Source organism: Leucobacter sp. BZR 635, from assembly GCF_048061935.2.
Lineage (GTDB): Bacteria > Actinomycetota > Actinomycetes > Actinomycetales > Microbacteriaceae > Leucobacter.
This window is the reverse complement of record NZ_JBLUNZ020000007.1, coordinates 12,889-39,635: the sequence shown is the minus strand read 5'-3', so window position 1 is coordinate 39,635 and position 26,747 is coordinate 12,889. Positions and strand designations below refer to the sequence as shown.

16 protein-coding genes are annotated in these 26,747 nt (G+C 65.4%); 3 read left to right on the top strand and 13 right to left on the bottom strand.

Annotation, left to right across the window (positions count from 1 at the left end):
- Positions 1 to 41 precede the first annotated feature (41 nt).
- The 8 genes from ACI1US_RS01365 to ACI1US_RS01330 form a co-directional block, all read right to left on the bottom strand.
- Entirely contained in the window at positions 42 to 1,433 is a 1,392-nt protein-coding gene (locus ACI1US_RS01365; RefSeq protein WP_461637544.1) for an aminotransferase class III-fold pyridoxal phosphate-dependent enzyme, read from the bottom strand.
- Positions 1,434 to 1,496: 63 nt separating this feature from the next.
- The gene (locus ACI1US_RS01360) at positions 1,497 to 2,999 is read right to left on the bottom strand and encodes a CoA-acylating methylmalonate-semialdehyde dehydrogenase (protein ID WP_461637542.1); all 1,503 of its coding nucleotides are present in this window, start codon (positions 2,997 to 2,999) and stop codon (positions 1,497 to 1,499) included.
- Between the two features lie 120 nt (positions 3,000 to 3,119).
- Positions 3,120 to 4,592, bottom strand: coding sequence for an aldehyde dehydrogenase family protein (locus ACI1US_RS01355; RefSeq protein WP_461637540.1), 1,473 nt, complete (start codon positions 4,590 to 4,592; stop codon positions 3,120 to 3,122).
- 1 nt (position 4,593) lies between these two features.
- Complete coding sequence (locus tag ACI1US_RS01350) at positions 4,594 to 5,739, bottom strand: NAD(P)/FAD-dependent oxidoreductase (protein ID WP_461637538.1); 1,146 nt, start codon at positions 5,737 to 5,739, stop codon at positions 4,594 to 4,596.
- 26 nt (positions 5,740 to 5,765) lie between these two features.
- On the bottom strand, positions 5,766 to 5,978 hold the full coding sequence (locus ACI1US_RS01345) for a ferredoxin (RefSeq protein WP_416549704.1): 213 nt from the start codon (positions 5,976 to 5,978) through the stop codon (positions 5,766 to 5,768).
- A gap of 5 nt (positions 5,979 to 5,983) precedes the next feature.
- Positions 5,984 to 7,165 (bottom strand): cytochrome P450, encoded by a 1,182-nt coding sequence (locus tag ACI1US_RS01340; RefSeq protein WP_416549705.1) that lies wholly within the window; start codon positions 7,163 to 7,165, stop codon positions 5,984 to 5,986.
- A gap of 48 nt (positions 7,166 to 7,213) precedes the next feature.
- Positions 7,214 to 8,602 (bottom strand): glutamine synthetase family protein, encoded by a 1,389-nt coding sequence (locus ACI1US_RS01335; RefSeq protein ID WP_416549706.1) that lies wholly within the window; start codon positions 8,600 to 8,602, stop codon positions 7,214 to 7,216.
- 288 nt (positions 8,603 to 8,890) lie between these two features.
- Positions 8,891 to 13,666 (bottom strand): NAD-glutamate dehydrogenase, encoded by a 4,776-nt coding sequence (locus ACI1US_RS01330; RefSeq protein ID WP_461637535.1) that lies wholly within the window; start codon positions 13,664 to 13,666, stop codon positions 8,891 to 8,893.
- Between the two features lie 306 nt (positions 13,667 to 13,972).
- On the opposite strand from ACI1US_RS01330, the gene ACI1US_RS01325 reads away from it, so the two are divergent.
- Positions 13,973 to 15,490 carry an APC family permease gene (locus ACI1US_RS01325; RefSeq protein WP_461637533.1) on the top strand — a complete coding sequence of 506 codons (1,518 nt, stop codon included), beginning with the start codon at positions 13,973 to 13,975 and terminating at the stop codon, positions 15,488 to 15,490.
- A 432-nt stretch (positions 15,491 to 15,922) separates the two neighbouring features.
- Here ACI1US_RS01325 and ACI1US_RS01320 read toward each other — a convergent pair whose 3' ends face one another.
- Positions 15,923 to 16,699, bottom strand: coding sequence for a type 1 glutamine amidotransferase (locus ACI1US_RS01320; RefSeq protein ID WP_461637531.1), 777 nt, complete (start codon positions 16,697 to 16,699; stop codon positions 15,923 to 15,925).
- Between the two features lie 331 nt (positions 16,700 to 17,030).
- On the opposite strand from ACI1US_RS01320, the gene ACI1US_RS01315 reads away from it, so the two are divergent.
- Together ACI1US_RS01315 and ACI1US_RS01310 are read left to right on the top strand one after the other, a co-directional pair.
- A complete protein-coding gene (locus ACI1US_RS01315) occupies positions 17,031 to 18,671 on the top strand; it encodes a diflavin oxidoreductase (RefSeq protein WP_461637529.1) in 1,641 nt (546 codons plus the stop codon).
- Between the two features lie 112 nt (positions 18,672 to 18,783).
- Positions 18,784 to 20,559 carry a helix-turn-helix domain-containing protein gene (locus tag ACI1US_RS01310; protein ID WP_461637527.1) on the top strand — a complete coding sequence of 592 codons (1,776 nt, stop codon included), beginning with the start codon at positions 18,784 to 18,786 and terminating at the stop codon, positions 20,557 to 20,559.
- A 331-nt stretch (positions 20,560 to 20,890) separates the two neighbouring features.
- On the opposite strand, the gene ACI1US_RS01305 is transcribed toward ACI1US_RS01310, so the two are convergent.
- From ACI1US_RS01305 to ACI1US_RS01290, 4 genes are all read right to left on the bottom strand, one after another.
- A complete protein-coding gene (locus ACI1US_RS01305; RefSeq protein WP_461637525.1) occupies positions 20,891 to 22,933 on the bottom strand; it encodes a hypothetical protein in 2,043 nt (680 codons plus the stop codon).
- 7 nt (positions 22,934 to 22,940) lie between these two features.
- Positions 22,941 to 24,830 carry an HSP90 family protein gene (locus tag ACI1US_RS01300; RefSeq protein WP_461637523.1) on the bottom strand — a complete coding sequence of 630 codons (1,890 nt, stop codon included), beginning with the start codon at positions 24,828 to 24,830 and terminating at the stop codon, positions 22,941 to 22,943.
- A 68-nt stretch (positions 24,831 to 24,898) separates the two neighbouring features.
- On the bottom strand, positions 24,899 to 25,387 hold the full coding sequence (locus ACI1US_RS01295) for a type III secretion system chaperone family protein (protein WP_461637521.1): 489 nt from the start codon (positions 25,385 to 25,387) through the stop codon (positions 24,899 to 24,901).
- A gap of 60 nt (positions 25,388 to 25,447) precedes the next feature.
- Entirely contained in the window at positions 25,448 to 26,629 is a 1,182-nt protein-coding gene (locus ACI1US_RS01290) for a calcium:cation antiporter (protein ID WP_461637519.1), read from the bottom strand.
- Between the last annotated feature and the right edge of the window lie 118 nt (positions 26,630 to 26,747).

The window sequence follows — 26,747 nt, the reverse complement described above, 5'->3', positions numbered from 1 at the left end:
CGCGCCCTCTTCCTGTTTCGTTTCGTCCGACATCTCTCGGCTTACTGCCCCGTGTAGAAGGTGTCTGCGACGCCGAGCGCGGCGTCGATGATCCCGAGGCCGCGCTCGAGATCCGCCTCGCTGATGATGAGCGGCGGAGCCAGCTGCAGCCGGTTAAAGTGCGCGAACGGCCAGAGCCCCGCGTCCTTGCACGCCTTCACGACCGCGGCCATCGGTGCCGCAGCTTCGCCGGCCGCGTTGTACGGCACGAGGGGCTCGCGGGACTCCCTGTCGCGAACGAGTTCGAGCGACCAGATGAGCCCGGCACCGCGAACCTCGCCCACCGAGGGGTGCCTCGCGGCAAGCTCGGCGAGGCGCGGGGCGACAACTCGTTCCCCGAGGTCGCGTACGCGCTCGAGGATCCCCTCGTCCTCGTAGATATCGAAGGTGGCGACGCCCGACGCACAGGCGAGCGGATGCCCCGAGTACGTGAGCCCACCCGGGAACGGGATCTTCGCGAAGGTGTTGTGGATCGCTTCGGATACGACGACCCCGCCGAGGGGCACGTAGCCGGAGTTCACGCCCTTGGCGAATGTCACGAGATCGGGCTTCACATCGAATGCCTGATAGGCAAACCACTCACCGATGCGGCCAAAGCCGACCATCACCTCGTCACAGATCATCACGATGCCGTACTTGTCGCACAGCGCGCGCACACCTGGCAGGTAGCCCGGAGGCGGGACGAGCACACCGTTCGTGCCCGTCACGGTCTCGAGAATGATCGCCGCGATCGTGTTCGCGCCCTCGAACTGAATGGTCTGCTCGAGGTGTGCGAGCGCGCGCTCGGTCTCTTCTTCGGGGGTCTGCGCGTAAAACGCTGAGCGATACAGGTACGGTCCCATGAAGTGCACGACCCCGGCGTCGAGCGTCCCGTTCGCCCAGCGGCGCGGCTCCCCCGTCAGCGTGATCGCGGTCGCCGTCGAGCCATGGTACGAGCGATACCGCGCCAGCACCTTGCTGCGGCCGGTGTGGTGCCGCGCCATGCGAATGGCGTACTCGTTTGCGTCGGCACCACCGTTCGTGAAGAACACCGAGCGGGCGCCCTCAAACGACGCATCCACGATGCGCTTGGCGAGCTCGCCGCGAACGTCGTTGGCGACGGCGGGCTGAATCGTTGCGAGCCGGCCCACCTGGTCCTGAATCGCCCGGACCATCCCCGGGTGCTGATGCCCGAGGCTCAGGTTCACGAGCTGCGAGGAGAAGTCAAGAAACTCGTTCCCGTCGTAATCCCAGAAGCGCACCCCCTCACCCTTTGCGATGGGCAGCGGATCGATCGCGTCCTGCGCCGACCACGAGTGGAAGACGTATTGGCGGTCGTTCGCCCGGACCTCTCGCTGAGCTGCGGTGTCGCCGAAGCTCTCAGCAGCGCCGTTCATTCCAACGAAATCTGACATTTGTTCGTTCCTTTCACACTTAACACGATGGCGAGACTCTGCGCCGAGAACACCCGAGAGGGACTAATCCATGAGCGGCATCACGAAGCTTGCGCCCTCCTTGACGCCGGTCGGCCACCGGCTCGTGATGGTCTTCGTCTTGGTGTAGAAGCGGAAGGAGTCAGGCCCGTGCTGGTTGAGGTCGCCGAAGCCGGACTTCTTCCAGCCGCCGAACGTGTGGTACGCGATCGGCACGGGGATGGGCACGTTGATGCCGATCATCCCGACGTTCACGCGAGCGCTGAAGTCGCGTGCGGTGTCGCCGTCGCGCGTGTACAGCGAGACGCCGTTGCCGTACTCGTGCCCCGAGGCCAGCGCGAGCGCGTCCTCGTAGGTGTCTGCGCGGGTGATGATGAGCACCGGTCCGAAGATCTCCTCGAGGTAGAGGGTCATGTCTGGGGTGACGTGATCGAACAGCGTTGGCCCGAGGTAGAAGCCCTCTTCGTGGCCTGCAACGGTCAGGCCGCGGCCGTCGGCAAGGAGCGTCGCGCCCTGGTCGACACCGATCTGAATGTAGTTCTCGACCCGCGCCTTTGCCTCTGCGGTGACGAGGGCACCGTAGTCAGACGCGGGATCCATCGCTGGGCCGACCTTCAGGTGCTTCACCCGCTCTGCCAGCTTCTCCGACAGCGCATTCGCGGTGGCCTCCCCCACCGGCACCGCTACGGAGATCGCCATGCAGCGCTCGCCGGCGGAGCCGTAGCCGGCACCGATCAGCGCATCTGCGACCTGGTCAAGATCTGCGTCAGGCATGATGATCATGTGGTTCTTTGCCCCACCGAAGCACTGCGCGCGCTTCCCGTTGGCGGCCGCCCGCTCGTAGATGTACTGGGCGATCGGGGTGGATCCGACAAAGGCGATCGCCTTGATCCGGTCGTCGTCAAGCAGCGTATCCACGGCCTCCTTGTCGCCGTTCACCACGTTGAACACCCCGTCAGGGAGCCCAGCTTCTTTGAGCAGCTCGCCGAAGCGCAACGGCACCGAGGGGTCGCGCTCCGATGGCTTGAGAATGAACGTGTTGCCCGCCGCGATCGCCGGAGCGAGCTTCCACAGCGGAATCATCGCGGGGAAGTTGAACGGCGTGATGCCGGCAACGACGCCGAGCGGCTGGCGCATCGAATAGACGTCGATCCCCGTGCCGACTCCGCCCGAGTATTCGCCCTTGAGGAAGTGCGGGGCGCCAAGCGCGAACTCCACGACCTCGATGCCACGCTGAATGTCACCCTTCGCGTCTTCGAAAGTCTTGCCGTGCTCACTCGAGAGCAGCTCGGCCAGGGAGTCGCGCTCGCGCGCAACCAGGTCGATGAACTTCATCAGCACGCGAATACGCCGCTGCGGGTTCGTTGCTTCCCAGGCGATCTGCGCTTCGGCGGCCGTCGCGATTGCCGCCTCGAGTTCTTCCTTACTCGCGAGCGGTACCCGCGCCTGCACCTGCCCCGTGCTGGGGTTGTAGACGTCAGCGAACCTGCCAGAGGTTCCCTCGCGATACTCGCCTTCGATAAAGTGCGTGAGTGTGCGAATAGCCATTGTTCTCTCCTTCGAGTTGGGTGTTTTGAGCGCTACAAATCAGCGCTCATCAGCATGGTTGGTGTGTGTACGTGCCGGGTGCGCCCGGCACGGTAAATCGTTCTTCTGGTGAGGAAAGCGCTAGAGCGCGAAGTTCCCTGCATCGACGCCGACGACACGATCGCCGAGGAAGAAGCGGACCCCGTACTGCGGGGCGTGTCCGCCGATTCCGCTCGAGCCCCAGAACGTCTGTTGCGAGCCGCTCGCGAGGTCAGACATAAAAGTCCCGTTGATGCGGATCTCACCCGCCCTGATGCGTGAGCCCAGGCTCATGGCTGCCTCAATGTCGGTGCTGAAGACGTAGGCATCGAGGCCGCCCTCTGGCGCGTTCGCGAGCCGCAGGGCCTCCTCGTCATCGCTCACCGGGTGGAGTGTGAGGAGCGGCCCGAACAACTCTGTGGTCGCGTCTTCCGGGGCTACGCCAACAATCACTCCGGGTGCGACGAACCAGCCGTCGAACTCAGGCAACTCCTGCTTGCCCATGAACCGGCCGCCGAGGCTCTCAAGTCGAGCCACCTCGGCACGAAGCGAATCCCGGTGCCGCTCGAAGGCAAGCGGCCCCAGCTGCGTGTGCTCGTCGAGCGAGTCCCCCATCCGCAGCGCCGCGAACTCCTCTCGAAGGGCCTCCGCGAGCTCGTCGTGCAGGCTCTCGTGGACGAGTACCTTGCCGGGGGCCTCACACCACTGCCCGTTCACACGCGTCGTGCCCTGTACGAGCGACGCTGCGGTGTGCCGCACGTCAGCGTCCTCCCGCACGATGACCGTGTTATTCGAGCCAAGTTCCATCTGCGTGACCATCAGCGCAGAGGCGGCCTGCTGCGCAACTGCGCGGCCGGTTTCAACGCCTCCCGTGAACACGAGCGCGGAGACGCGACGGTCCCCCGTGAGCAGCGAGCCGATTGCCGACCCGCCCTGCACGAGCTGGAAGTACGCGGGCGGGAGGTCGCGGGCTTCCATGACGGAGACCAGGATCTCGGAGAGGACCTGCACGCCAGTTGGCGTGTTCTCAGACGGTTTGAGGATCACCGGGCACCCGGCGAGCAGCGCGGCAGCGACCTTGCCTGAGGCGGTAAAGGCCGGCACGTTCCACGGGGCAATGATCACCGCAGGGCCAATGGGCTCCCGGAGCAGCTTCACCGGGAACTCCGCCGAGCCGAGATCCACCGATTCGCCGAGCTCCTTGGCATCGCTCACCATCGACCGCACCCGCGCACCGAGCGATGCTGCGACGAGCCGCGTCGTACCGATCGTGGCTCCGGTGGTGATCGCGTCTTGCAGCGCGATTGCCTCCTGGTGCTTGTCGAGCTCATCAGCGAAGGCCTCGAGAAACTCGACACGATCGCTCAGCGGAATCGTGCGCGCAAGACCCGCTTCGTCGAATCGGTGGGCCGCAGCGAGTGCACGCTCGACGTCTTCCGGCGTCGTCGTGAGTTTCGGCTGCCGCACCTCACCGGTGTTCGGGTCGCACAGGGGCCGTCCGCTGTCCTGCAGCTCGATCCAGCTGCCGTCAATGTACGAGCGCTGCACGACAATCTGGGGCGGAGTTCTAGTCATTTCATGTTCCTTCCGATGTCGCGAGTGCCGACATGCGCAACATAGCGATCCGTGCTGGGGCGTTGACGCCGATCCAGCCTGTATTCCCGTCGTCCCCGTTCACCCGGTACACGATGCCGCCGCGCGACAGGCTCTCGAACTCGACCTCGATGCTTCCCTCACGCCGCAGCGTGCCGAGCACCTGAATCTTGCGGCCCGCGACGTCTGTCCAGAAGTAGGGCAGCTCTTCCGGGGTGGTGAGTGCGCCGCTCAGCCGCTCGGCGAGCTGCGCACCGTGCTCCTTCGCCGCGGTCCAGCTCTCCGTCCGGAGGGTGTCGCCCGACGGAAGTACGCGGGTGACGACGTCACCAATCGCGTAGATGTTCGGCTGCGGCCCCTCACCGGTGACGACTCGGCCGGCAACGTCACACACGAGTTGTCCGGACGTCAGCAGCCCGCTCTCGGCGAGCCACTCGACCGTTGGCCGCACTCCGACGGCGCTCACCAGCACGTCGAAACCCAGCTGGCTCCCGTCGCCGAGATCGACGCTCCAGTCGCCAGGAGCTCCGCTGATCCGCTCAATGTCGACGCCCCACCTGCAATCAACTCCGGTCGACTGCAGCCACGAGGTCACGTCGGCTCCGAGATATCCAACGAGCAGCCGCTCGAGTGGACGGTCAGCCTTATCGAGCAGCACGACCGCCGCACCGTTGTGACTCAGTGACGTCGCGAGCTCGGCACCGATGGCGCCGGCGCCGATGATTCCGACGCGGCTCCCCTCGCCCGCCGCGGCGCGGATGCGCTCTGAATCTTCGACCGAGCGGAAATGGAGGACGCCCTCGGGCTCGATGGGAAGCCGCACCGGTGTCGCTCCTGCCGCGATCACCAGGGTGTCAAACGCAACGGCCCGCGCGTTCCCCTCAGGATCCACCACGGTGACCGTCTGGGCAACCGGGTCAACCCCCGTCGCCTCCGCCACCAAGATACTCGTGCCGTCAGCCCACTCGACGTCGATATCGGTGTCGTCAGGATCAGTGAGGTACCCCTTCGACAGCGGAGGGCGGTCGTAGGGCATCCGCGCGTCGCGATCGACGATGACGATCTCCTCGTCATTGCCCAGCTCGCGAAGCCGAGTGACGAACGCTTCGCCCGCGGTGGAGGCACCCACCAGGACGATGCTTCCCCGGTCCGGGGTCACTCTCCCACCTCGACATCGCGCACTTTGATCGCTCGCTCAGGGCAGTTCTTCATCGCTTTGATGGCGCTCTCTTCGTCGTACGCACCCTCGCGGCCGGGAAGCACATGCGCGAATCCCTCTTCGTCAATGCCGAAGGTCTCGGGGGCAATCGACCAGCAACGCGCGTGCCCCTGGCAGCGCTTGGGATCTATGTAGAGCTCTTGTGACATGGCGGCTACTCCTCAATCAGGCGAACGGTCAGCGGGCCAACGCCGTGCCACACTTCACCGCCAGCGCTTTCAAACTGTGGGACCTGCTTGAGGAACTCCTCAATGCCGATCACCATTTCCTTGCGGGCCAGGTTCGATCCGAGGCAACGGTGTGGGCCGCCGCCGAACGAGAGGTGACGGTTATCTTCGCGGTCGATCTGAATCTCGTTGGGGTTCTCGAAGATCTCGGGATCGCGGTTACCCGCTCCGAACACGAGCACGACGCGCTCGCCGGCCTTGATCTCCTCGCCCTGCACGACGGTGTCGCGCATGCAGGTGCGGGCCATCGCCTGCACCGGCGACATCGTGCGCAGGAATTCCTCGACCGCAGCCGGGATCTGGTCGGGGTTCTCGCGGAGCTGCTGCTGCGCCTTGGGGTTCTGCGCGAGGTACCAGAGCGACGAGCGAAGGCCCCACGCGGTGGTGTCGAGACCCGCGATGAACAACAGGTAGCTGTACGACAGCATCTCGTCGAGCGTGAGCTCGCGGCCATCAACGCGGGCGTTGATGATCTTGTCCATGAGGTCGTTGCGCTCGCCGCCCTCGGCCTTGCGCGCCGAGATGATTCCCTCGAAGTAGCGCAGGATCTCGGCGCTCGCCGCGCGGGCGATCTCGGGGTGCTCCGTGCGCTCGTAGAGCACGTCATCGACCCACCGGTCGAACTTGGGCCAGTCATCTTCTGGGTAGCCGCACAGGCGGCTGAAGATGATCGTGGGCAGCGGGCGCGCGAACGTCGTCGAGAGGTCGACGACGCCGCCGTTCTCCGCCGCGGCCTCGACGACCTCGCCGGCAAGCTTGCGGGCGGTCTCGACCATGCCCGGCTCAAGCTTCGCGATGTTCATCGGGGTGAACAGCGGCAACAGCACCTTGCGGTAGGCGGTGTGCTCGGGCGGATCCACGTCGATGGGGATCATCGGCATGCCCATCTCGAGGTCGGGCAGGAGCATCGTCGGGGTGACCGAGAAGGTCTCGTAGTCCTGCTCCGCCTCGAAGATATCGTCGTTCTTCGCGAGGAAGGCAAACCCGCCGTAGCGCTTGCTGCGCCCGACCGGGCACTCGTTCACCATGACCTCGTAGTCCTCGAAGATGTCGTCGAGGTTGTCGCCGTGGTAGCTGAAGTTCTCTAGATCTGCTTTGGTCTTAGCCATGAATTCTTTCCTTTGCTTGTCCGGGTGCGTCGCTTGCTGCAGCGCGCGTTACATGCGTTCGAGGTAGCGGTGGATCTCCCAGTCGGTCACAGCCAGGCGAGCCTGCTCTGCTTCCCACTGGCGCATCCGCGCGAAGTGCTTGAGGAAGGTCTCGCCGAAGTAGTTCTTCGCGACCTCGCAGCTCAAGAGGAGGTCGGCTGCTTCTTCGAGGCAGTCCGGCAGGTGCAGCTCTTCGCTGTCTTCGATGCCGTAGGCGGTGCCGACAACCGGCTCGCCTGCTTCGAGGCGCCGCTCGATGCCGTCGAGGCCGCTCGCGATGCTCGCCGCGATGACCAGGTATGGGTTCGCGTCGGCCCCGGCCAGACGGTTCTCGACTCGTGCCGAGTTCGTGGCCGCCGGGATCGAGCGGATCGCCACGGTGCGGTTGTCGACGCCCCACGTGCAGTTCGTGGCCGAGAAGTCGCCCGCGGCCGCGCGCTTGAAGGCGTTTGGTGTCGGCAGGTACATCGCTGCCATGTGCCCGGCGTTCTTGAGGATGCCAGACAGGTAGTGCATGCCGAGATCGCTCAGGTCGCGGGGTGAGTCGGGGTTCGCGAACAGCGACGCGCCGGTCTCGCGGTCGAGCAGGCTCAGGTGGACGTGGCCCGAGCTGCCGGCGACGTTCGACTGCACCTTCGCCATAAACGAGGCAGTGTAGCCGTGCTCCGCGGCGACCTCTTTGACGGTGTTCTTGAGGATGAGCGCGCTGTCTGCAGCGAACATCGCGTCGCTGTAGTGGATGTTCACCTCGATCTGGCCGGGGCCGTATTCGCTGTTGCTCGCCTCGATGAACACGCCCATCTTGGCGAGCCGCTCGCGGATATCGCCGATGATGTATTCGGTGCTGCTGTCGCGGGTGAAGCTGTAGGGAAAGATGCCCTCAGTGATCGGAACGAGCTCCCGGTATCCCTGGGAGGCAAGCTCGTTCGGGGTGCCCTTGAAGAGGTAGAACTCGAACTCGTATGCACAGATGGGGTCGAAGCCGGCCTCCTCCGCACGTGAGATGACGCGTCGCAGCACCTCGCGCGGGGCGAGTTCGAGCGGCTCGCCCGTCGGCGTGAACGCGTCGCAGATCACCGCGGCGACGCCCGGTTCACCGGCGACAAGGTGCAGCGTTGAGAGGTCGGGCACGAGCGCGAGGTCTGGGTAGCCGGTGTGCGCTCCCGTGTAGTCGAGGCCGGTAATCGGCTCTGACTGGGGGTCCCAAGCAAAGAACAGGTCTGCGAAGTGGCTGCCCTCTGCCGCAACGGTCTTCAGGAAGAATTCCGTCATGATCCGCTTGCCACGCCACATGCCTTCCATGTCAGGCGCACCTACTTTGACAACCTTTACGCCGTTCTCTTCGAGATAGGTTTTGAGGTCGGTTGCCGGGTCGTACCCACGAACTTCTTTGTTCATTTCGAGGAAGGCCTTTCTTCTGCCGATGTGTGTTGCTCAACCGTATGCAAGGAACCTACTCCGACCGGTGTGCATTTCGGACACAGCTCGCTCATCGGCAGTGCAGTAGGAACGTCTTTCGCACACACTGAGATTTCTGACCCTGAATGCGCGAGGCAAGGGGGCCCGAAGTTCGGGCGCGACGAAACACCGTGAGGGCCCCGGAAGCCAGGCCGAGACCACGAATGTGCGGTTGCCAGGCCCTAACGAAGGAACTCCAGGAAGGGGGCTGTCCAGCCCCCTCCAGAACTACCTCACGAGTGAACGCAGCCGCCGCAACGCAACCGAAAGAGTTGCGAGCCCAGTTTCGTCCCCCGCGCGTGTCGCCTCGAGCGCCTCTCCGAGCGCTCTGCTGGTGTACGCGCCTCCCTGAACTATCCACTCGTCGATTCGCGACTCGGACGCTCCTGGCTCCGTAAGGCTGGCCACGGAAGCCGCGAGGTCGATCATGACGCCGTAGAGATCGTCGCGCATGGCAGCGCGCGCCATCGATCCCCACCGGTCATCCTGCGGGAGGGCCGACACTCGCTCAAGCATGTCGTCGAAGTGCACACGAGCGGCGAGCGCAAAGAAGAGGTCAGCGAAAGCATCGAGGTCCCAGCCGGCCGCCCGAGCGCGCTCAATAATGTCAAGCAGCGGTATCGATTCGAGGAGCCCCGCACCGCGCCGCGCGAGTTCCTCAGGCACGCCTGCTGCGATGAACGCGGCCGCGCGCTGACTGAAGTGGTTCCGGTCGTCCCCACGCAGCAGCTGCTCCATGCGCGCGCTCTGCTCGCGCACAGACTCGCCAAAGAGTGAGATTTCCTCGCCGATATCGATTCCGCCTGCGCGGTGCTGCACGAACCATCGTGTCGCCCGATCGAGGAGGCGGCGGAACGTGAGATACAGGTCCGTTTGCACCGCGGTAGACACCGAGTTGTCAGTGCTCTCGACCGCCGCGACGAACGACTGAAGGTCGAACACCTCGCGCGCCACGATGAACGCGCGCGCGATCTGTTCACTGCTCGCACCCGTCTCGTCAGCTGCGCGATAGGCGAAGGTGATCCCGCCCCGGTTCACCATCGAGTTCACCACCGAGTTCACGATAATCTCGGCGCGGAGCGGGTGGGCTGAGAGATCCCCCGCATACGCGAGCCGCAACGCCTCGGGGAAGTAGTCGGCGAGCGTACTGGCGAGCCACGGATCCTCCGCGAGCTCGGTGAGCACGAGGTCATCCTTGAGCATGATCTTCGAATAGGCAACGAGAACCGCGAACTCCGGCCGTGTGAGCCCCCGCCCAGACTGCACGAGGTCCGCCATGCTCGCGGGGCTCGGCAGGCTCTCGAGCTCACGGTCGAGCACCCCATTGGTTTCAAACCACTCGATGAGCCGCTCGTGGCTCGGGAGCATCTCGACCGCGTTCTCCCTGGAATTGCCGAGCAGCACATTCTGCTCATAGTTGTCCCGCAGGACCTGCTCTGCGACCTCGGCGGTCATGGAGTGCAGCAGCTCGTTGCGCCCCTCGCGGGTGAGGCGTCCGGCTCGCTCGGCGGCGCCGAGCAAGATCTTGATGTTGACCTCGCGGTCAGACGTGCCGACGCCAGCCGAGTTATCGATCGCGTCGGTGTTGATGCGCACCCCCGCTCGGGCCGCCTCGATTCGCCCGAGTTGACTCACCCCGAGGTTGCCACCCTCCCCGACTACGCGGGCGCGAAGCTGCCTGCCGTCAACGCGAACCGAGTCATTGCCCCGGTCCCCGATCGACGCGTGTGTCTCCTCGCTTGACTTAATGTACGTGCCGATCGCGCCGTTCCAGATGAGGTCGACGGGAGCGAGCAGCACAGCCTGCTTCAACTGCGCCGGGGTCAGCGTCATGACCGCGGCATCGAGGCCGAGCGCCTCGCGCATTTCGGGCGTGATATCGACTGATTTCGCGCTGAGCGGGAACACGCCGCCACCCGGCGAGATGAGCGACCGGTCGAAGTCATCCCACGATGAACCGGGCAGCTCAAACAGCCTGCGCCGCTCGACAAAGGTCGCAGCAGCGTCTGGATGCGGATCCACGAATACATGACGGTGGTCAAACGCCGCAACCAGGCGAATGTGCTCCGAGCGCAGCATGCCATTGCCGAACACGTCGCCCGACATGTCGCCCACTCCCACAACCGTGAAGTCAGCTGCCTGCGTGTCGTGACCAAGCTCACGGAAGTGTCGTTTCACCGACTCCCAGGCACCGCGAGCAGTGATCCCGAGGCTCTTGTGGTCGTACCCCGCGGAGCCGCCGGAGGCAAACGCGTCGCCGAGCCAAAAGCCGTATTCCTCGGAGATGCTGTTCGCGAGGTCTGAAAAGGTTGCCGTGCCCTTGTCTGCCGCGACAACGAGATACGAGTCGTCAGCATCGTGCCGAACAACATCCGCCGGAGGAACGATTTCTGCGCCCTCGCGGGTGTCAGTGACGTCAAGAAGCCCGCGAATAAACGTCGCGTAGGCGCTCCGTCCGCCCTCGAGCCACGCGCTCCGGTTGCTCGGCGACGGCAGCCGCTTCGCGACGAACCCGCCCTTCGACCCGGTCGGCACGATCACCGCGTTCTTCACCATCTGTGCCTTCACGAGGCCGAGCACCTCCGTGCGGAAGTCCTCGCGGCGATCGCTCCAGCGCAAGCCGCCGCGTGCGATCTGCCCAAAGCGGAGGTGGACTCCCTCGACCTCGGGCGAGTACACCCAGATCTCCGCCATTGGGTGAGGCTTCGGTAGATCGGGAACCCGCGCGCAGTCGATCTTCATCGACACCCACGGCTTCGGGGTTCCGTCGCTCGCGAGCTGGTAAAAGTTCGTGCGCCATGTCGCGACAATCACTCCCGCGAGAGAGCGAAGAATGCGGTCGTGATCGAGGCTCGCCACCTCAGCCAGCACGCTGTCGAGATGCCGTTGGTGTGCGGCGCACGCAGCGGCGCGATCTTGCCCGAGCGCCGGATCGAAGCGCAGCTCGAACAACCGCACGAGATCGACGGCAATCTCGGGGTTCGCGATCAGCGCTTGATCGATGTAGTCCACGGAGAACGCGGAGCCGATCTGCTTCAGATACATCGCCACCGCGCGCAGCACCACGATCCGCCGCCAGTCAAGACCCGCGAGCAGCACGAGGGAGTTGAGCCGGTCGCTTTCTACCCTGCCCGTCCACGCCGCGGTGAACGCCTCGTCAAAGGTTTCGCCCCACGCGGGGTCTCGCCACCGCGGCGAATCAGGGCCCTGGAGCCCAAAGTCGGCAAGGTATCGTATACGACCGTCGGGGAGTGTGACGGTATACGGGTGCTCGTCAACGACATCTACGCCAAGATCGGTGAGCACGGGAAGCACCTCGGTGAGCGGATACGGTCTGAGCGAGGCGACGGTGTGCACCCGCCTCGCGTCGTCACCGGGCTGTGGGGCGCCCAGGCGGACGGAAAACTCCGTGTGCTCGAGGTCTTCGAGCAGTCGAATGTCACGCAGCGCCTCCTCGGGAGCGACCGCTTCCCGATACGCCGCAGGAAACGCCTCGCCGTATCGACTGAGCAGGGAGCCCGCATCGTCTTCCGTGTGGTCACGCAGCAGTGCGTCGCCGAGGTGTTCGGACCAGCTGCGGATCACCTGCTCCAGCTCTTCCTGCGTGCCGGCCTCGTCGAGCACGGGAGCCGCCGCCCCCCGCTTCAATCGCACCACGAAGTGCAGTTGCGCGAGCGGCGCGTCGCCAATGCGTGTCGTGTGGTCCACGCTCGTCGCGTCAAATGTCTCGCTCAGCAAGGCTTCAATCCGCTGCCGGACCGTGCTGCTATAGCGATCCTTCGGCATGAAGACGAGCACTGAGACGAAGCGTCCGAACTCGTCGAGGCGCATGAACGATCGAGTGCGGCGCCGCTCTGACAGCCGAGTCACCTCAGTCCCCACTTCGAGGAGGTGCTCCGGGGAATCCTGGAACAGTTCGTCGCGCGGGTACTGTTCGAACATCTGCAGCAGGTCTTTGCCCGAGTGCGAGTTCAGCGAGAGCCCGGACGCCGCCAGCACGGCTGCGACCTTTGTGGACACGATCGGCAGTGACATGACCGATGCCGCGTAGGCGGCAGAGGTAAACAGCCCGAGAATGCGGCGCTCACCGGTCACATTCCCGAGCTCGTCGAACGTGCGCAACCCGATGTAGTCGAGAAACGCGTCCCTGTGGACGGTCGCCCGTGAGTTCGCTTTCGTGATCGTGAGCAGCCGCGGCTCCCTGGCGGTACGCCTCGCTTCTGGGCCAAGCTGCACGTCGTGCTGCTTCGAATTGCGCAGGATCCCGAGGCCGGTTTCGGGCAGCGCGCGAAGCACTTCCGCGCCGCGTTCATCGGTCTCGAGCGCGTACTCTCGGTAGCCCAGAAACGTGAAGCTGTTGTCCGCGAGCCAGCTCAGGAACTCAATCGTTGGTTCGACCGTTGTCTCATCAACGGAGCGGGGTGGTGCTGCGCGCAGCGACGCCGCGACGTTGAGGCAGGCCTCGCGCATGGCCTGCCAGTCGTCGACCGCGAGGTGGACGTCGGAGATCACCGAGTGGAGCCGCTCGCTGAGTTCCACGCCCGCCGCTGCAGACGCAACCCGGTCGACTTCGAGGTAGATCCACGATTCAAGCTCACCGCCAGGCGCGTTGATCTCGAGGAGCTCGCCGTCGGCTCCCCGCCGCACGGGCACGATGGGATGCGTCAGCGCGTGGATCCCGAGCCCCGCGCGCGCGAGCGCCGCTACCACGGAGTCGACAAGAAAGGGCGCGTCCTCGGTGCAGATAGTGACCACCGTGCCGCGCGAGCTCCACCCGTCCTCGCTCACCGTGGGGGTGCGCACGGAGACCGCTGTCTGCCCGACACTCCGGTTCGCCGCGAGCTCGTGAACCGCCGACGCAGCTCCGACGATGTCGCGAACCTCGCGCGGCCGTCCCCGCGTGACTCCGTCAAGCCCGGCGAGCATCGTCAGCACCTGTCTCAGCTGCGGATCGGCCTGCTCGATAGCTTCTTGCAGCGTGATGGACGCAAACGCACTATTCAACTCAACCTCGATGTTTCGTCAGAAAACGCCCAGCTCGCCGGGCAGCCTGCGGCACAGGTGGCGGCGCAGGTGTGTGGGAAGCGGGCGCGTGTTCCTGCCCCGCTCCGCTGCAACATATCAAACCGAAATTGCGCAGTCCATAGCCCCATATGGGCAAAGAATCCATAGGGCGGCACATCTCACCACACTTGCCGCGAGCTTGCCCGAGCACCCTTGCCCCTGACGCATAGCTAACCTACAGTCTTGGCAATCTGCGAACGCAGATTGCACCCAATGAGGGGTGTTTTCGTTCAATCAGGAGTCAGAATGACAACTTTAGATGGACAACCCGTCCAAGAGTTTCGGAAGAAACTCGGACTCCCGGATGTGATTGCTCAGAGCCTTTCAGTCATTGCGCCAGCGATGTCTGGCGCGTTCCTCACGTACCTCGCAGCCACCCAGGCAGGGGGCGCGACACCGGTCTCCTTCCTGCTCGGTGCGCTCGGAATGCTGTGCGTTGGATCAGTTGTGGCGCTCTTCGCACGCAGTCTCTCTTCCTCCGGATCCATGTACACGTACCTGAGCAAAGGCGCCAGTCGTACAACCGGATTCGTGGGCGGCTGGGCCTACGTCAGCGCGTACCTGTTGTTCGGCTCGGGAGTGCTGGCAGGGTTCGGGTTCTTCATGGCCCAGCTCGTGGAGATGCTCTTCGGAGCCGCTGTCGACTGGTACTGGTTCACGCTCATCGGGATCGTCGTTATCGCGGCGCTCAACTTCTTCAACATCGCTGTCTCAACGAGGAACCAGCTGATCTTCCTGGTGCTGAGCATGGCCGCGATGCTCACCGTCTCGTTCATCGTCATCGCTATCGGATCGCCCGAGGTGAGCGTCGTCGACGGCGAGACGCCGATCGCCACCGCCGGGCAGAGCTGGGACCCCGCCGCTTTCTGGCCACCGGCAGCTGGCTCCTCGTGGATGGGGATCTTCTTCGGCATGAGCTTCGCGATGCTCTCATTCGTCGGCTCCGAGTCGAGCGCTTCGCTCTCTGAGGAGACCCGCGATTCGAAGCGGAACATCCCCCGTGCGGTCATCGGCTCGATCGTGATCGCCGGCCTGTTCTACCTCATCGTGAGCTACGCGACCGCCATTGGCTTCGGCGTGCAGCAGGCCAAGACCGATTGGCCAGCGTCGGCCACCGGACTTGCGGGACTCGCACCCAACACCTTCACCTCAGCGGTCGTGCTCGCTTCGGCCGCCGGCGCGAGCCTGTTCTGCGCGCTCGGGCTGCACACCGCATCGTCTCGCGTGCTCTTCGCGATGGGCCGCGAGGGCGTGCTTCCGAAACGACTCGGTCGCCTGCACCCGAATTGGAATACGCCGTGGAACTCGATGATCCTCGCGATTGTGATCTGGATCCTCTTGATCTTCGGCTCGGTCATCTTCGTCTCGCGTGACACGCAAATCGCGCTCGCTGGCGGCGCTGACGACAACGTCACCGGTGGCGTGTTTGCGTTTACGCTGCTGCTGAACTTTGGCACCCCCATTGTGATGTTTGTCTACCTCATGCTCGGCATCGCCGGCATCATTCACGGGGTGCGCAACCACCTCGCGAAGTTTGTTTGGGCCGGCATCGGAGCCGGAGTGTTCGCCACGGTGGCCATCACGGGCGGGCTCTACTTCTCGTTCGTTCCCGACGAGCCTGGCGGCGACATTATGATGGCGCTCCGCCTCATCCCCTGGGTGGGCGTCGCCGTTGTCGTTGCTGGCTGGGCGGTGGCTGCTTGGACCCGGCGCGCGCGAGCCCAGGCGTGGGCCGACATGGGCCGCGTCTTCGACGAGCTGTAACCCGCCCGTCAGGGCCTGCGAGTCAGGGCCCGCGCGTCTCAGTACGCATGGCCCGCATGACGAGACGACGATGGCCTCAGGGAGAATTCCCTGAGGCCATCGTCGTGTGCGCGATTCAGACGCTGCTCAGCCGTGCCTGTGACTGGCCGCGCGTACTAGAAACGCCTTCAAAAGTCCCCGATTAATCCATTCCGACCCGGTTTTGGCCGCCGCAAGGGTCGGTCTGAATGAATCGGGTCAGAGAGGAAGTCCCGGTGGGAGCGGCTCGCGGGGCGCAGCGGGGCGCAGCGGGGCGCAGCGGGGCGCAGCGGGGCGCAGCGGGGCGCAGCGGGGCGCAGCGGGCAGCGTGGGCAGCGTGGGCAGCGTGGGCAGCGTGGGCAGCGTGGGCCGAGAGCGGGGTGCGCGTGACGCAACCCCGCTCTCAGAGAGGCCCTAGCTCGCCTGCGGCGAGGCCCCGTCCGCGCCTACCGCGGCTGAGCTTTTCACGACGTTCAGGAAGTTGCTCACCAGCCGCTCGCATTCGGGTGCCACGAGATCGTCGCGCCGCCAGAAGTCTGCAACTGAGGCATCGAATCTGGCCTGCAGTTCAGGGTTGGCGCTGTGGTCTTCAAGCCCCACCCACATTTCGTAGCTCGCCGGGCTCACCTCTGGGTGAAACTGCACAGCCCAGGTAGACCCGCTGCGGAACGCCTGATTCGGGTACACATCGCCGCTCGCGAGCAAGACCGCATCCTGCGGAAGCCGCACGACCGCGTCATTGTGCATCGAGCCCGAGTGGAACACGTCGGACACCCCCTGCATCAGCGGGTCGCCCGCGCCCTCCTCGGTGACGCGAATACCAACGACCCCCGTCTCAAGACCGGGTTCGCCGAGCTCCACCTCTCCCCCGAGGGCGGAGGCCAGCAGCTGGGCACCGAGGCACACGCCGAGTGCCGGTACGTCGTTTCGGTGCGCCTCGCGCAGCCGCTCGCGCATGTCCTCGAGCCACGGGTATTCTGCGGTGTCGCGGTCGCCCATATCGCCACCAAGCACGATCAGCCCGTCATACCCGTCGAGCGACGCCGGCATCTTCGTCGACTCGGACATGTTGTACACGTTGAGCTCGATGCCGTGCTCAGCCGACCAGGTTGCGATCCGGTCAGGCCCGCAGTTTCCATCGGGCTGCAGCACCAGAATTGCGTGCGTGTGTTGTTCGCGTCCAGCAGACAATGTTTCTCCCTTGCGGTTTCTCCCTAGTGGGCCAAGTGGGTCGTCTACTCGACCCGCGATGAAGACTCAGCGCGTCACAACGCTACAATCTCCCGCCTGCCAGCAGGCAACTGGCTATGTGCATCCTGCACATAGTTTGCGCTGGATGAGTACTCTTCGCATTCCCCGGAAATTCTCGTATCCCCGAGAGTTGGAGAACCCAAAGTTTTCTCCACGGAAAGGCTCTTCCAAACTTGTCTCTCCCGCCAGGGGTTTCTGGCACCGGGATGATCACGCAGTGTGGCGGGGCTTCGCGATTTGCCGTGGAGGCCAGTTCCCAGAGCGATTGGAAATGATGAACTCACTATCCGATGCAGAGCTCACGATCTTGTATGGCAGCCAGACCGGAAACGCAGAGTTTCTTGCGTACAACATTTGTGAGGATGCGAAAAAGGCCGGTATCAACGCCGAACTACTGACCTTGAACGACGCCCTCTCCGAGGGAAACCTCGCATGGCAGCGACTGCTCGTCGTCACCTCGACCCACGACAACGGGCATATGCCAGAGAACGCCGACGCGTTCTGGAGCTGGCTGACCTCGCTGGAGGGCGAAACCTACGCAGGGCTCCCGTACGCGGTGCTCACAATCGGCGACTCAATGTACGACGATTTCTGCAAGGCCGGCCAGGATCTTGACGATGGGTTCGCGCAGCGCGGCGCTATCCCCATGCTCAGTCGCAAAGAGTGCGACGTCGACTTCGACATGACGGCTACGCCCTGGGTCAAGGAATTCCTTGCAGCCGCGCCTGAGACAGCCCCGTGGAGCCCAGAAATCTCCGAGCAGATCGACACCGAGACCGCTGGGGAGTTCGTCTCCCAGGGAGAAGAGTGGCACTCGGCGCACATCGTTGCGCTGCGCGCGCTCACGGCACCCGGTTCAGACAAGAGCGCGTTTCATCTCACCCTCGATCTCCCCGAACCGTTCGAGTATCTCCCAGGCGACTCCCTCGACTCCCGGCCACTCAACAACATCGTGCTTGTCGACGAATGGCTCGACGCGTTTCCGGAGGCAACGTCTGTGAGCGTCGGCGGCGAGGTCGTCGCGGTGCGAGACGCGCTCAGGGGCAGACTCGAGCTGCGGATCCCCCACGTCGGCCTCATCAACGCCCTCGTCACCCTCGCCCCCGCTTCGGAGGCCGCGGCGCAAACCCGGCGGCTGTTAGAGGCGGGCGATCGGCAAGAGATCGAAGCGTGGCTGTGGGGCCGAGACGTGCTCGATGTCGTCGAGGAACTCGGCTTGCCCGGGACCGATCTGCAAGCCATCGTCGACGCCATGCGCCCGCTGCAGTTCCGCTCGTATTCAATCGCGTCGAGCCCGCGGAAGCACCCGTCGCAGGTGGGCCTCACTATCTCCTCCGTGGAATACGCGGCGAACGGCCGCTCACACTTCGGCACCGGCAGTTCGCACCTTGAGGCGTTGCTGGGTTCACGGGTATCCGTCCGCCGGGTGGCGGCGAAGAGTTTCAGGTTGCCAGACGCCCCCGACGCGCCCGTGATCATGATTGGGCCCGGAGTGGGAGTCGCGCCGTTTATCGGGTTTCTCGAGGACATTGAGGCAAGCGGCTCGGCCCGCGACACCTGGCTCTTCTTCGGCGATCAATATCGCGCAAGCAATTGGCTCTACGAAGAGGAGATGACGAACTGGCTGGCGTCTGGGGTGCTCACCAGGCTGAGCCTCGCATTCTCACGAGACCAAGAAGCGAAGCACTACGTGCAGCACGAGCTGTTGGCGCATGCTGCGGAGCTGCGTGATTGGATCGCCAGAGGGGCGCACATCTACATCTGCGGCGACAAGAACCACATGGCACACGACGTCGAGGAAACACTCATCCAGATTCTGGGCAGCGACGCCTCAGGCTCCGGCAGCGGCGATGGCGCCGCCCGTTTGGAGGCCCTTCGGGCCGCCGAGAAATATGCCAAGGACGTTTACTGATAGAAATGAATGGGGGCGCGGGGCTCGCGTGAGGATCACGGGAACTGAGCGCAATAATCTATAGCGGCACGATCGCTGTTTCACCACTCAATGACGAGGAGGAGGCACCATTTTGAAGAACCCTCACGCAGGTCAGGCTGTCGCCCGGGAACGTTTCTCGGAGCGGCGAGCAGAGGTGCTCTCCGGGCTTATTCGTCTGTTCACGCTTGGCAAAGAACCCGCTGAACTCGTTGAAGCAGCCGTCCAGCTCGTCGCTGAGGCAACGGGCGGGATGAGCGTGTTCGTCTATTTTTGGGATGAGAGCGCCGATCGACTCGTCCTGAGTAACATGACCGACGACGACATCGCCTACTCCGAAAGGAGCGTGCAGATGCGACTCGGTGAGGGCCTCACCGGCTGGAGCGCGCTGCATCGCAAGCCGATCCTGCTCAACGACGGCTTTCGCGACGATCCCCGGTTCTTCGATATGGGCGTCGACGAGAACGAGTTCTTGTCTGCCCTCATCGCCCCCATCTACGATGACGAGAAGCTCTACGGCGTGTTTTCGCTGTACTCCGTGGCGGGGCACGCCTTCGGCGATGATGAGTTGGCGATCGCTGAGGAGGTCGGGCTGCTGCTTGCGAGCGCACTCAAACGCGCTGAGACGGTGCACGAGCTTGAGCTCCAGTCCGCGACCGCCCGCTTCCTCATCGACCTTCCGCAGTCCGCCAACGCGTCTTTTCCGGCGGTGGCACGAGAGTGCACCCGTCGCATCCTCACGCTGCTCGACGCTGACGTCTGCATCATCGACTACGTCGGCTGGATGGCTATGGCGACCGAGCCGATTGCCGTCGCAGAGCGCCTCGGGGATCCGCTGCACCCGAAGGTCTGGTTGAGCCATTCCAAGACCCAAGCTCACGATCTTGAGAAACGATACGAGGCCGAAGGGTACGACCAGATTTCTGCGACCCTCGGCTATGGCGTATCGAACGGGGTGCTCACCTGCTTTCGCGAGCGCCGGTTCACCAAGGAGGAGACCCGTCGGCTGCATATGCTCGCTACCCAGGTCGGCGTGCTCATCGAGAACATCGGGATGGTCCCGAATCGCGCGGCGCAGATCATGGCGCTCCTTGCATCCGACCGCGAGGACCAGATGCTGGAAAGCCTGAAGCACCTCGGGTGGAAGGGCAACGGCTTCACGCCCGTGCTTGTTCAGGTGAAATACATCGGCGCGAACGCCGACACCTTTGGGCGAGTTGTGCAGGAGACCGTGCTCGCCGAACTCGGTCCCGAAACTCTGCTCGCGCACTCGGGGACGCTGCTGGTGATTCTGCTCCACAGCGATCAGTCGACGCCGGAGGGCAGCGCTGCCACCCGTATCGGTGACTGGTTGGCTCGGCTCGAGGACAGGATCGGGCTCTCAGCGGATGTCGGAATCGGAGAGAGCACCATCCGCAGCAACAGCATCCGCCATTCGCTCGCTCAGGCCAGGATCGCGCTGACCTGGTCGAGCTTCTCGGCTTCGAGGAAGACCTCGCGGCTCATCGACTACGACTCCGTCCGAGAGGTGCGAGCGCTTCCGCAACTCGTATGCGAGCTCGCACCCCGCGTGAAAATGTACCTCGAGCAGCTCGCCCCGCTGCAGCAGTACGACCAGCGCCACGGCACGCAGCTTCTCGAGACCGTTGAGTCGCTCGCGAGCCACGGCGGCTCAATTGTCAGCGCGTCAGACGCCCTCTTCATCCACCGGAATACGCTGCGACAGCGCCTCTCGCGAATCGCGGGGCTCATTCGCGACGATCTCCATCACGACAGCCGCTGGCCAGAGGTACTCATGGCTGCGCAACTCCTCAAGAACGAGATTCCGAAGGCAACAACCGCGCCCAGGGCGCTCGCCGGAGCAAGGTAATCACCCGTGGTGAGGTTTGCCTCGGGTCGCCGGGGCGCAGCTCCGCGGGTTGCGGCCGACGGCGCGGCCCCGCGCGCTACAGCTGCGCGACGATGTCCTCGGCCCGCTCCGCCTGCCCGGTCTGCTGCGGCACCCCACCAGTGATGCCTCGCTAAAGCACCCCCTTCCTGCAAAAGCACCCGCTTTCTACGCGCAGAAAGGGGGTGCTTTTGCAGGAAGGGGGTGCTCGCGCGGGAACCAGCTGCACACGTGGCCTCTCCCAGGCTTTGGGGCTCAGCCTGCCGCGGGGGTGCCGCTCCGCGGGTTGCGGCCGGCGCCGCGGCCTCGCGCGCTACAGCTGCGCGACGATCTCTGCAGCGCGCTCCGCCTGCCCGGTCTGCTTGAGCAGCTCGATGAGCTCACCGGCCACCAGCAGTCGGTCCTTGCGCTTCTTGGCGACACCAAACCCTTCGAACGCAGACTCGAGGCCCCACACCGCGGCCGCCGTGTCGCCGCGGTCGACCTGCACCTTACCGGCGAGCCAGAAGGCGTGCGAGGCATCTGCGAGCAGGCCGAGCTGCGCGAACTCTTCGCCCGCCGTGAGCGCCTCGGCTGCGGCGCGTTCGGCGTTCAAATCATCCGCGTACACTCGCCCGCGGGTTGCCGCGAGTGAGCGGGCGAGGGTGTCACGCAGGGTTGCGCGCTGCGTGCCCCACTCGTGCCTTCGCCGCTCGGCCAGGTCCTCGCTGAGCCCCTCGGGGTCGAACTCGGGGTGCGCCGCGAGCACCGCAGCCGTCACCCTGATCTGGGCTTCGGCGTCGTTCATACGCGCTGCGATGGGTGCCCACGCGGTGAGCACGGCAGCGAGTGTTCCCGCGTCTGCGCCGCCAGAGCGCAGCAGCGGCAGCGCCCTGCCAAAGAAAGCATGGGAGCGCTCCTCGTCCAGGCCAAGCGCAGCGCACTGCGCCGCTTCGGCCGCGGCGAGGCCTGCCCGCTCGATCCAGCCGGCGGCCTCGAGCAGCGCGACGGCGCGCTCGAAGTCGCGCGTTGCGGCTGGGTAGTCCTTCCGCGCGACGGCCTCTTCTGCGCGAGCGAGCAGCCCGTCGGCGTCAACGCTTGCGCCAGGTGCGGCGGTGTCTGGGGCGGCGGTGTCTGGGGCGGCGGTGTCTGGGTCGGCGGGGTCTGGGGCTACAGAGCCTGGGGCACCGGTCTCGGAGGCACCCGCAACTCCGTTCGCTGAGGTGCCAGCGACTCCGTTCGCGGAGGCACCAGCGGCACCGGCAGCACCGGGTGCAGCGGCGACGGCCGGGCCAAAGTCGAGCACCGCAGCGGTGAGCTCCGCGGCGCGCGAGCGCGCGACGAGATCGGTGTAATACGAGGTGCCTGAGCGAGCATCGAAGGCGGCGGCGTGCTCGCTCGCAACGCGCTCGGCCCAGCCGTGGAACTCTGCGACCGTGGCGTCGCTCCCGGCGCTTCCGACCCCCGGCAGTACGACGCCAGTCGAGAGTTCGCCCCGGTCGAGATTTGCCGAGAGCCCGGCGAGGAGTCCGAGCAGAAAACGCAGGTGCTGCAGCGGCGACGGCGGGTCGGTGAGCAGCTCGCGGTAGTCGCCGCGGAGCTCCCGCAGCGCCCGCTCGAGGTGGCCACCCCGGGCGAGCAGCTCGAAGCTCTGGCCGCGCGACGAGGCCAGGTCGCGGTTACCGCGGGTCTCGCTGGCCGTTGCGAGGCGATGGTATTTCAGTGCTTCGGCGGCCTCGCCGACGTTGAGGGCCGCGAGCGCCGCGGAGTGGTAGGTCTTTGCCGGCTCAATGTTGCAGCTGCCGTCTTGTTTCTTCCCGAGTTCGAAGGCCTCGGCGTAGCGTCCCTGCTCAGTGAGGAAGTCGGTCTGCCGACCGATCACGCAGGCGTGGCAGTCGTCGAAGTTGTCGCGGGGGCTCGTGATCCAAGTAAGGCGTGCTTCCTCGGCTCGCGCGGCACCCGATTGCCAGGCCCACCCAAAACGCGCCGCGAGCACCGCGGAGATGCCGCTGCCCTGCAGCTCGAATCTGCGCTGCATGTCGTCGAGAAACGCCTCGGCCTGCGCACGAGTGATCTGCGGGTAGTCGGGCAGGTCGCTCGCGATCCACTTGAATTCCCAGAACAGGTTGTGTTCGTCGCTCTCGTCGAAGAGCTCAGGGCTCTCGTCCCAGAGCCGAAGCGTGCGGGCGAAGACGACGAACGACTTCTGCCCCTCCCCACCGAAGGTGTACGCCTCGACGAGGTCGAGCAGCGCCTCGGCGAGGTGCTCGCGCGGGCCGTCGGCCTCGACCTTACGCGCGGCGGCCTCCGCGGCCGCGGTGCGGGCGGTGCCGTAGGGCATATGCCGGATGTTGTGGAGTTCTCGTGCGACAGGCATGGGTTCCTCAGGAGTCGTTGCTGGGAGCTTCGGGGGCGGGACGCGGCGCGTCGAGCGCCGCCTCGAGCAGCACGCCGAGCGAGTCGGACAGCGCGGCGGATTCTGCCGAGCGCAGCCCTTCACCGGCGAGCATCACCGCCGAGAGATATAGTGAGCGCAGCCCCGCGCCGAACACCTCGCTGCCGGGTGATTCGAGCAGTCGCCGCGCGACGGGTGAGGAGTCGTTGAGCACGAGCGTGCGGGTACGCGCCTGGCTCTCACCCGCAAACGAGTCGAGCAGGCCGTCCCAGAGGTCTGGGGAGGCGGAGCGCTCGCGATCCAGATCGCGCCGGTGCTCCCCCTCGGGGTCGCGCAGCAGCATCGCGGGCACCGTCTCGGGTGCGAAGCTGCGGAGGATCGCGTCGCAGTCCTCATCAGCGAGCAGCCCGCGGGCGACGCTCAGCGCCCCGGCCGCCGCAATCTCGCGTTCGACGCCGGGCATCCCGAGCACCTGCACGAGGTCGGCCGACGTCAGCTCGCGCACCTGCCAGCCTGGGCGGGCGGCGAGTTTCGCGAGGATGTCGGAGTCGTAGACGTAGCCCGCGTTCACCACGACCAGGCCCTGCGCGCGGGCGACCGCCGCGACCCGCTGGAACGCCTCGGTTGTCGAGGTGTAGACGAGCTCGCCGCTCTTTGCGACAGTCGCGAGCGTCATCGGTCCGTCGCTCGTCTCGAAGGGCAGCACCTCGGCGACAAGGTCAAGCATCTCGGAGTCGGTCAGGGCGATCGCGCGCAGCGCGAGGTGGTGCGTCTGCAGCACCTTGCGGGCGAGCTGGCTCGGCGAACGGAGCGTGTTGAGTGCCCACCGCTTGATCTGCTCGCCGAGGGCATCGCGCACCCCGAGCAGAATCTCGTCGTCGTGGAGCTGCTCGCGGGACGCGGTCGGCGAGAGCGTGTCGCTGTCGATGACGGCGCGCACGAAGAACGACCAGTCTGGCAGCACGCGGTCGCTGCGGGTACTCAGCAGCATCCGCTTCATGTAGACGCGGTGCTGCCCTGATCCCGGGGTGACGGCCTGCGGCAGAATAAACGCGACGCCCGTGACGCCCGCGACCGGTAGCTCCAGGTCGATGTGGCCGAGGGGCGTGAACCCGAAGGTGCGCTCGCAGTAGTCGGTGAGCGCGGCCGCCCGCGCCGATCCACTGGGGTACTCGACCCGCCACGGCAGCTCCGGCTCCGTCACGCGACGCCAGGTCCACTCGCCGCTCTCGCCGCCGGCTGCGCCACTCGTCTCGCCAGCGCCACTCGCGACCGGCACACGCACCGCGACGTCGAATGGCAGCAGCGATCCGTAGTCGCGTGCGAGCCCGAGCACGGTGTCGTTCGCGAGCCAGTGCGCGGCGTCGCGGCGGGCCGTGAGGCGCACGGTCGTGCCGATCGGGATCTCGTCGCCAGCGCCCGGCAGCTCGGTCACATCGAAGGTGCCCTCAGCCCGCCCGCGCCACCGCACCGGCACCGCGCCCGGCTTCGCTGAGCGCGACGTGAACTCGATCTGCTCGGCGACCATGAAGGCGGCGAGCATGCCGATCCCGAACTGCCCGATGAACTCACTGCGGCCGGTTCCGAGGGCGGCGTCGCGCTTCGAGGAGCGGCCGATGGTGGCGAGCAGCTCTGTCGCCTCGTCAGCCGTCAACCCGATGCCCGTGTCGCTGACTTCGAGGGTCGAGCCACCCGATTCGTCGACCCCGGTGCGCAGGCGGATCTGGGCCGGGGCCGCGGGATCCTGCGTCACGCGCGCCGTCACCGCGTCGACCGCGTTCTGGATCAGCTCACGCAGATACACCTGCGGCCCCGAATACAGGTGACGGGACAGCAGATCGACCATGCCGGTGAGGTCGACTTGGAAACGTTCGGACACGAAATTCCTCAGTTCGAAACGGGGGTGCGGGCGGGACGTGCCGCGGCGGGGTGCCGCGGGAGCGCCGACTACTCCTGCGGCTTCGCCTTTTCCCAGACCTCGGGGAAGACCTCGTTGAGGTGTTCGAAGCCCGACATGCTCGTGTTCACGACGCACAGCAGGTGCTGCGAGAGCTGTTCGTCGGTGAGGCCGTGCTCGTAGTCGACGTTGAGCTCGGCGTTCACGCGCACGTTGCCTGCGTCGTCGCGGGCGACGTACATCTTCGGCCACAGCTTGTCGCGGTTCCACGCGTTCACGGTTTCGAGCGCCTGCAGGTAGTGGCTCTCGTCGAGCTCGCCCCGCCAGAATCCGCGCACGCAGAGCAGCTCGTCGTTCTCGCCGTTCACGAAGAAGTAGAACGAGCCGTACTCCCAGCCGCCGCCGATGTCGCCGTCGGAATCAACGTTGTACGACCAGCCAGCCTCTTCGAGTGAGTGCTTGATCCGATCCTTCGAGAGCGGCTTCAGCGCGCCACCGGCGGCCGCGGGGGTCGGCGTATCCTTCGTGAAAAATCCCATGCTTCGAGTTCCTTTCGAGTCGGTATCTCCAGTCTAGGAGTTTCCCACCCGAGTCGGCCGCTACTGGAACACGGTAATCCCGTACAGCACGAACACGAACAGGTGCGCTGCGCCGTGCAGCGCGGTGACCCGGCGGCCCGAGAACGTGGTCATCGTGAGCAGCAGCGACACCCCGAGCAGCAGCAGATTCGTTGGGCCCTCGCCGAGCGTGACCGTCTGCCCGGTGAGCAGGCCGATCGTGAGCACCGCGGGAATCGTCAGCCCCACGGTCGACACCAGGGCACCGTGGCACAGGTTACTCACGCGCTGGATCTCGCCCGCAAGCGCCGCACGGATCGCCGTGATCGTCTCGGGCAGGAACACGATCATCGCGATGAGGATCCCGGAGAGCGCAACGGGTGCGCCCAGCCGGTCAAGCCCGTCATCGAGCAGCGAGGCCATATCGTGTGAGAGCAGCACGATTGGCACAACCATCGCGACGAGCAGCAGGCTGCGGGCGACGAGCTCGGGCTTGTGATTCGCGAGCGCGTCGGAGAGCTGGTTGCCGGGCTCGGCAGTCTGTGCGGTTGTGCCTGCGGGCTGCGACCCCGTTCCAGATCCCGATCCCGCGCTTGCAACCACGACCTCCTGGAAGTCGCCGCGCTGCGCACCCATCTGGCGCACGAGGAAGAACGCGTAGAGCACGACCGTGAGCCCGATAATCGGGATCGCCTGCGCGGGCAGGTATGCCCCTTCACTGCCGATGAGCGCCGGCAGCGCGAACGCGACGGTGACGAGCACGACGAGCAGCGACAGGTACGTGGAGACCCCAGTCTTGTTCGGCCGCATATTCGTGTGCTTCAGCGCGCCAACGAGGAGCGCCAGCCCGACGACGAGGTTCAAGATGATCATCGAGACGGCCATCACCGAGTCGCGCGCGATTGTCGCGTGCTCCCCCGGCCCCAGCATCACCGCCGAGATGAGGATCACCTCGATGAGCACGATCGACAGCGTGAGCACGAGCGTGCCGTACGGGTCACCCAGCTTCTCAGCGAGGTGTTCGGCCTCCGTCACGACGCCTGTCGCAGACGCGAGAATCACCGCGACAATCAGGCCGAGCACGGTGAACAGCACGGGCGTCGACAGGTCACCGTCGAGCGCACCGCCCGCAAGCGTGAGAACGAGAAAGCCGCCCCAGCCAAGCACGAGCCTGATAATGGCTGCGGGTGTGAGCACCCGCTTGAGAACTGATGTGGTGGGCATAACGACGCACCCCTCTGCGGGGCCGTCCCCACTCAGCACACAACCGCCAGGTCGTCCCGGCGGTACTGTCGGCCATAATCCTATGCGGTTTCCCTGAACAGGGCCCGTGCAATGCTCG

Bases quoted from the DNA above. Each gene is read 5' to 3' on its own strand.
- ACI1US_RS01335 (WP_416549706.1), bottom strand. From the start codon at position 8,602: ATGAACAAAGAAGTTCGTGGGTACGACCCGGCAACCGACCTCAAAACC.
- ACI1US_RS01290 (WP_461637519.1), bottom strand. From the start codon at position 26,629: ATGCCCACCACATCAGTTCTCAAGCGGGTGCTCACACCCGCAGCCATT.
- ACI1US_RS01365 (WP_461637544.1), bottom strand. From the start codon at position 1,433: ATGTCAGATTTCGTTGGAATGAACGGCGCTGCTGAGAGCTTCGGCGAC.
- ACI1US_RS01305 (WP_461637525.1), bottom strand. From the start codon at position 22,933: ATGCCTGTCGCACGAGAACTCCACAACATCCGGCATATGCCCTACGGC.
- ACI1US_RS01315 (WP_461637529.1), top strand. From the start codon at position 17,031: ATGATGAACTCACTATCCGATGCAGAGCTCACGATCTTGTATGGCAGC.
- ACI1US_RS01295 (WP_461637521.1), bottom strand. From the start codon at position 25,387: ATGGGATTTTTCACGAAGGATACGCCGACCCCCGCGGCCGCCGGTGGC.
- ACI1US_RS01360 (WP_461637542.1), bottom strand. From the start codon at position 2,999: ATGGCTATTCGCACACTCACGCACTTTATCGAAGGCGAGTATCGCGAG.
- ACI1US_RS01355 (WP_461637540.1), bottom strand. From the start codon at position 4,592: ATGACTAGAACTCCGCCCCAGATTGTCGTGCAGCGCTCGTACATTGAC.
- ACI1US_RS01325 (WP_461637533.1), top strand. From the start codon at position 13,973: ATGACAACTTTAGATGGACAACCCGTCCAAGAGTTTCGGAAGAAACTC.
- ACI1US_RS01345 (WP_416549704.1), bottom strand. From the start codon at position 5,978: ATGTCACAAGAGCTCTACATAGATCCCAAGCGCTGCCAGGGGCACGCG.
- ACI1US_RS01340 (WP_416549705.1), bottom strand. From the start codon at position 7,165: ATGGCTAAGACCAAAGCAGATCTAGAGAACTTCAGCTACCACGGCGAC.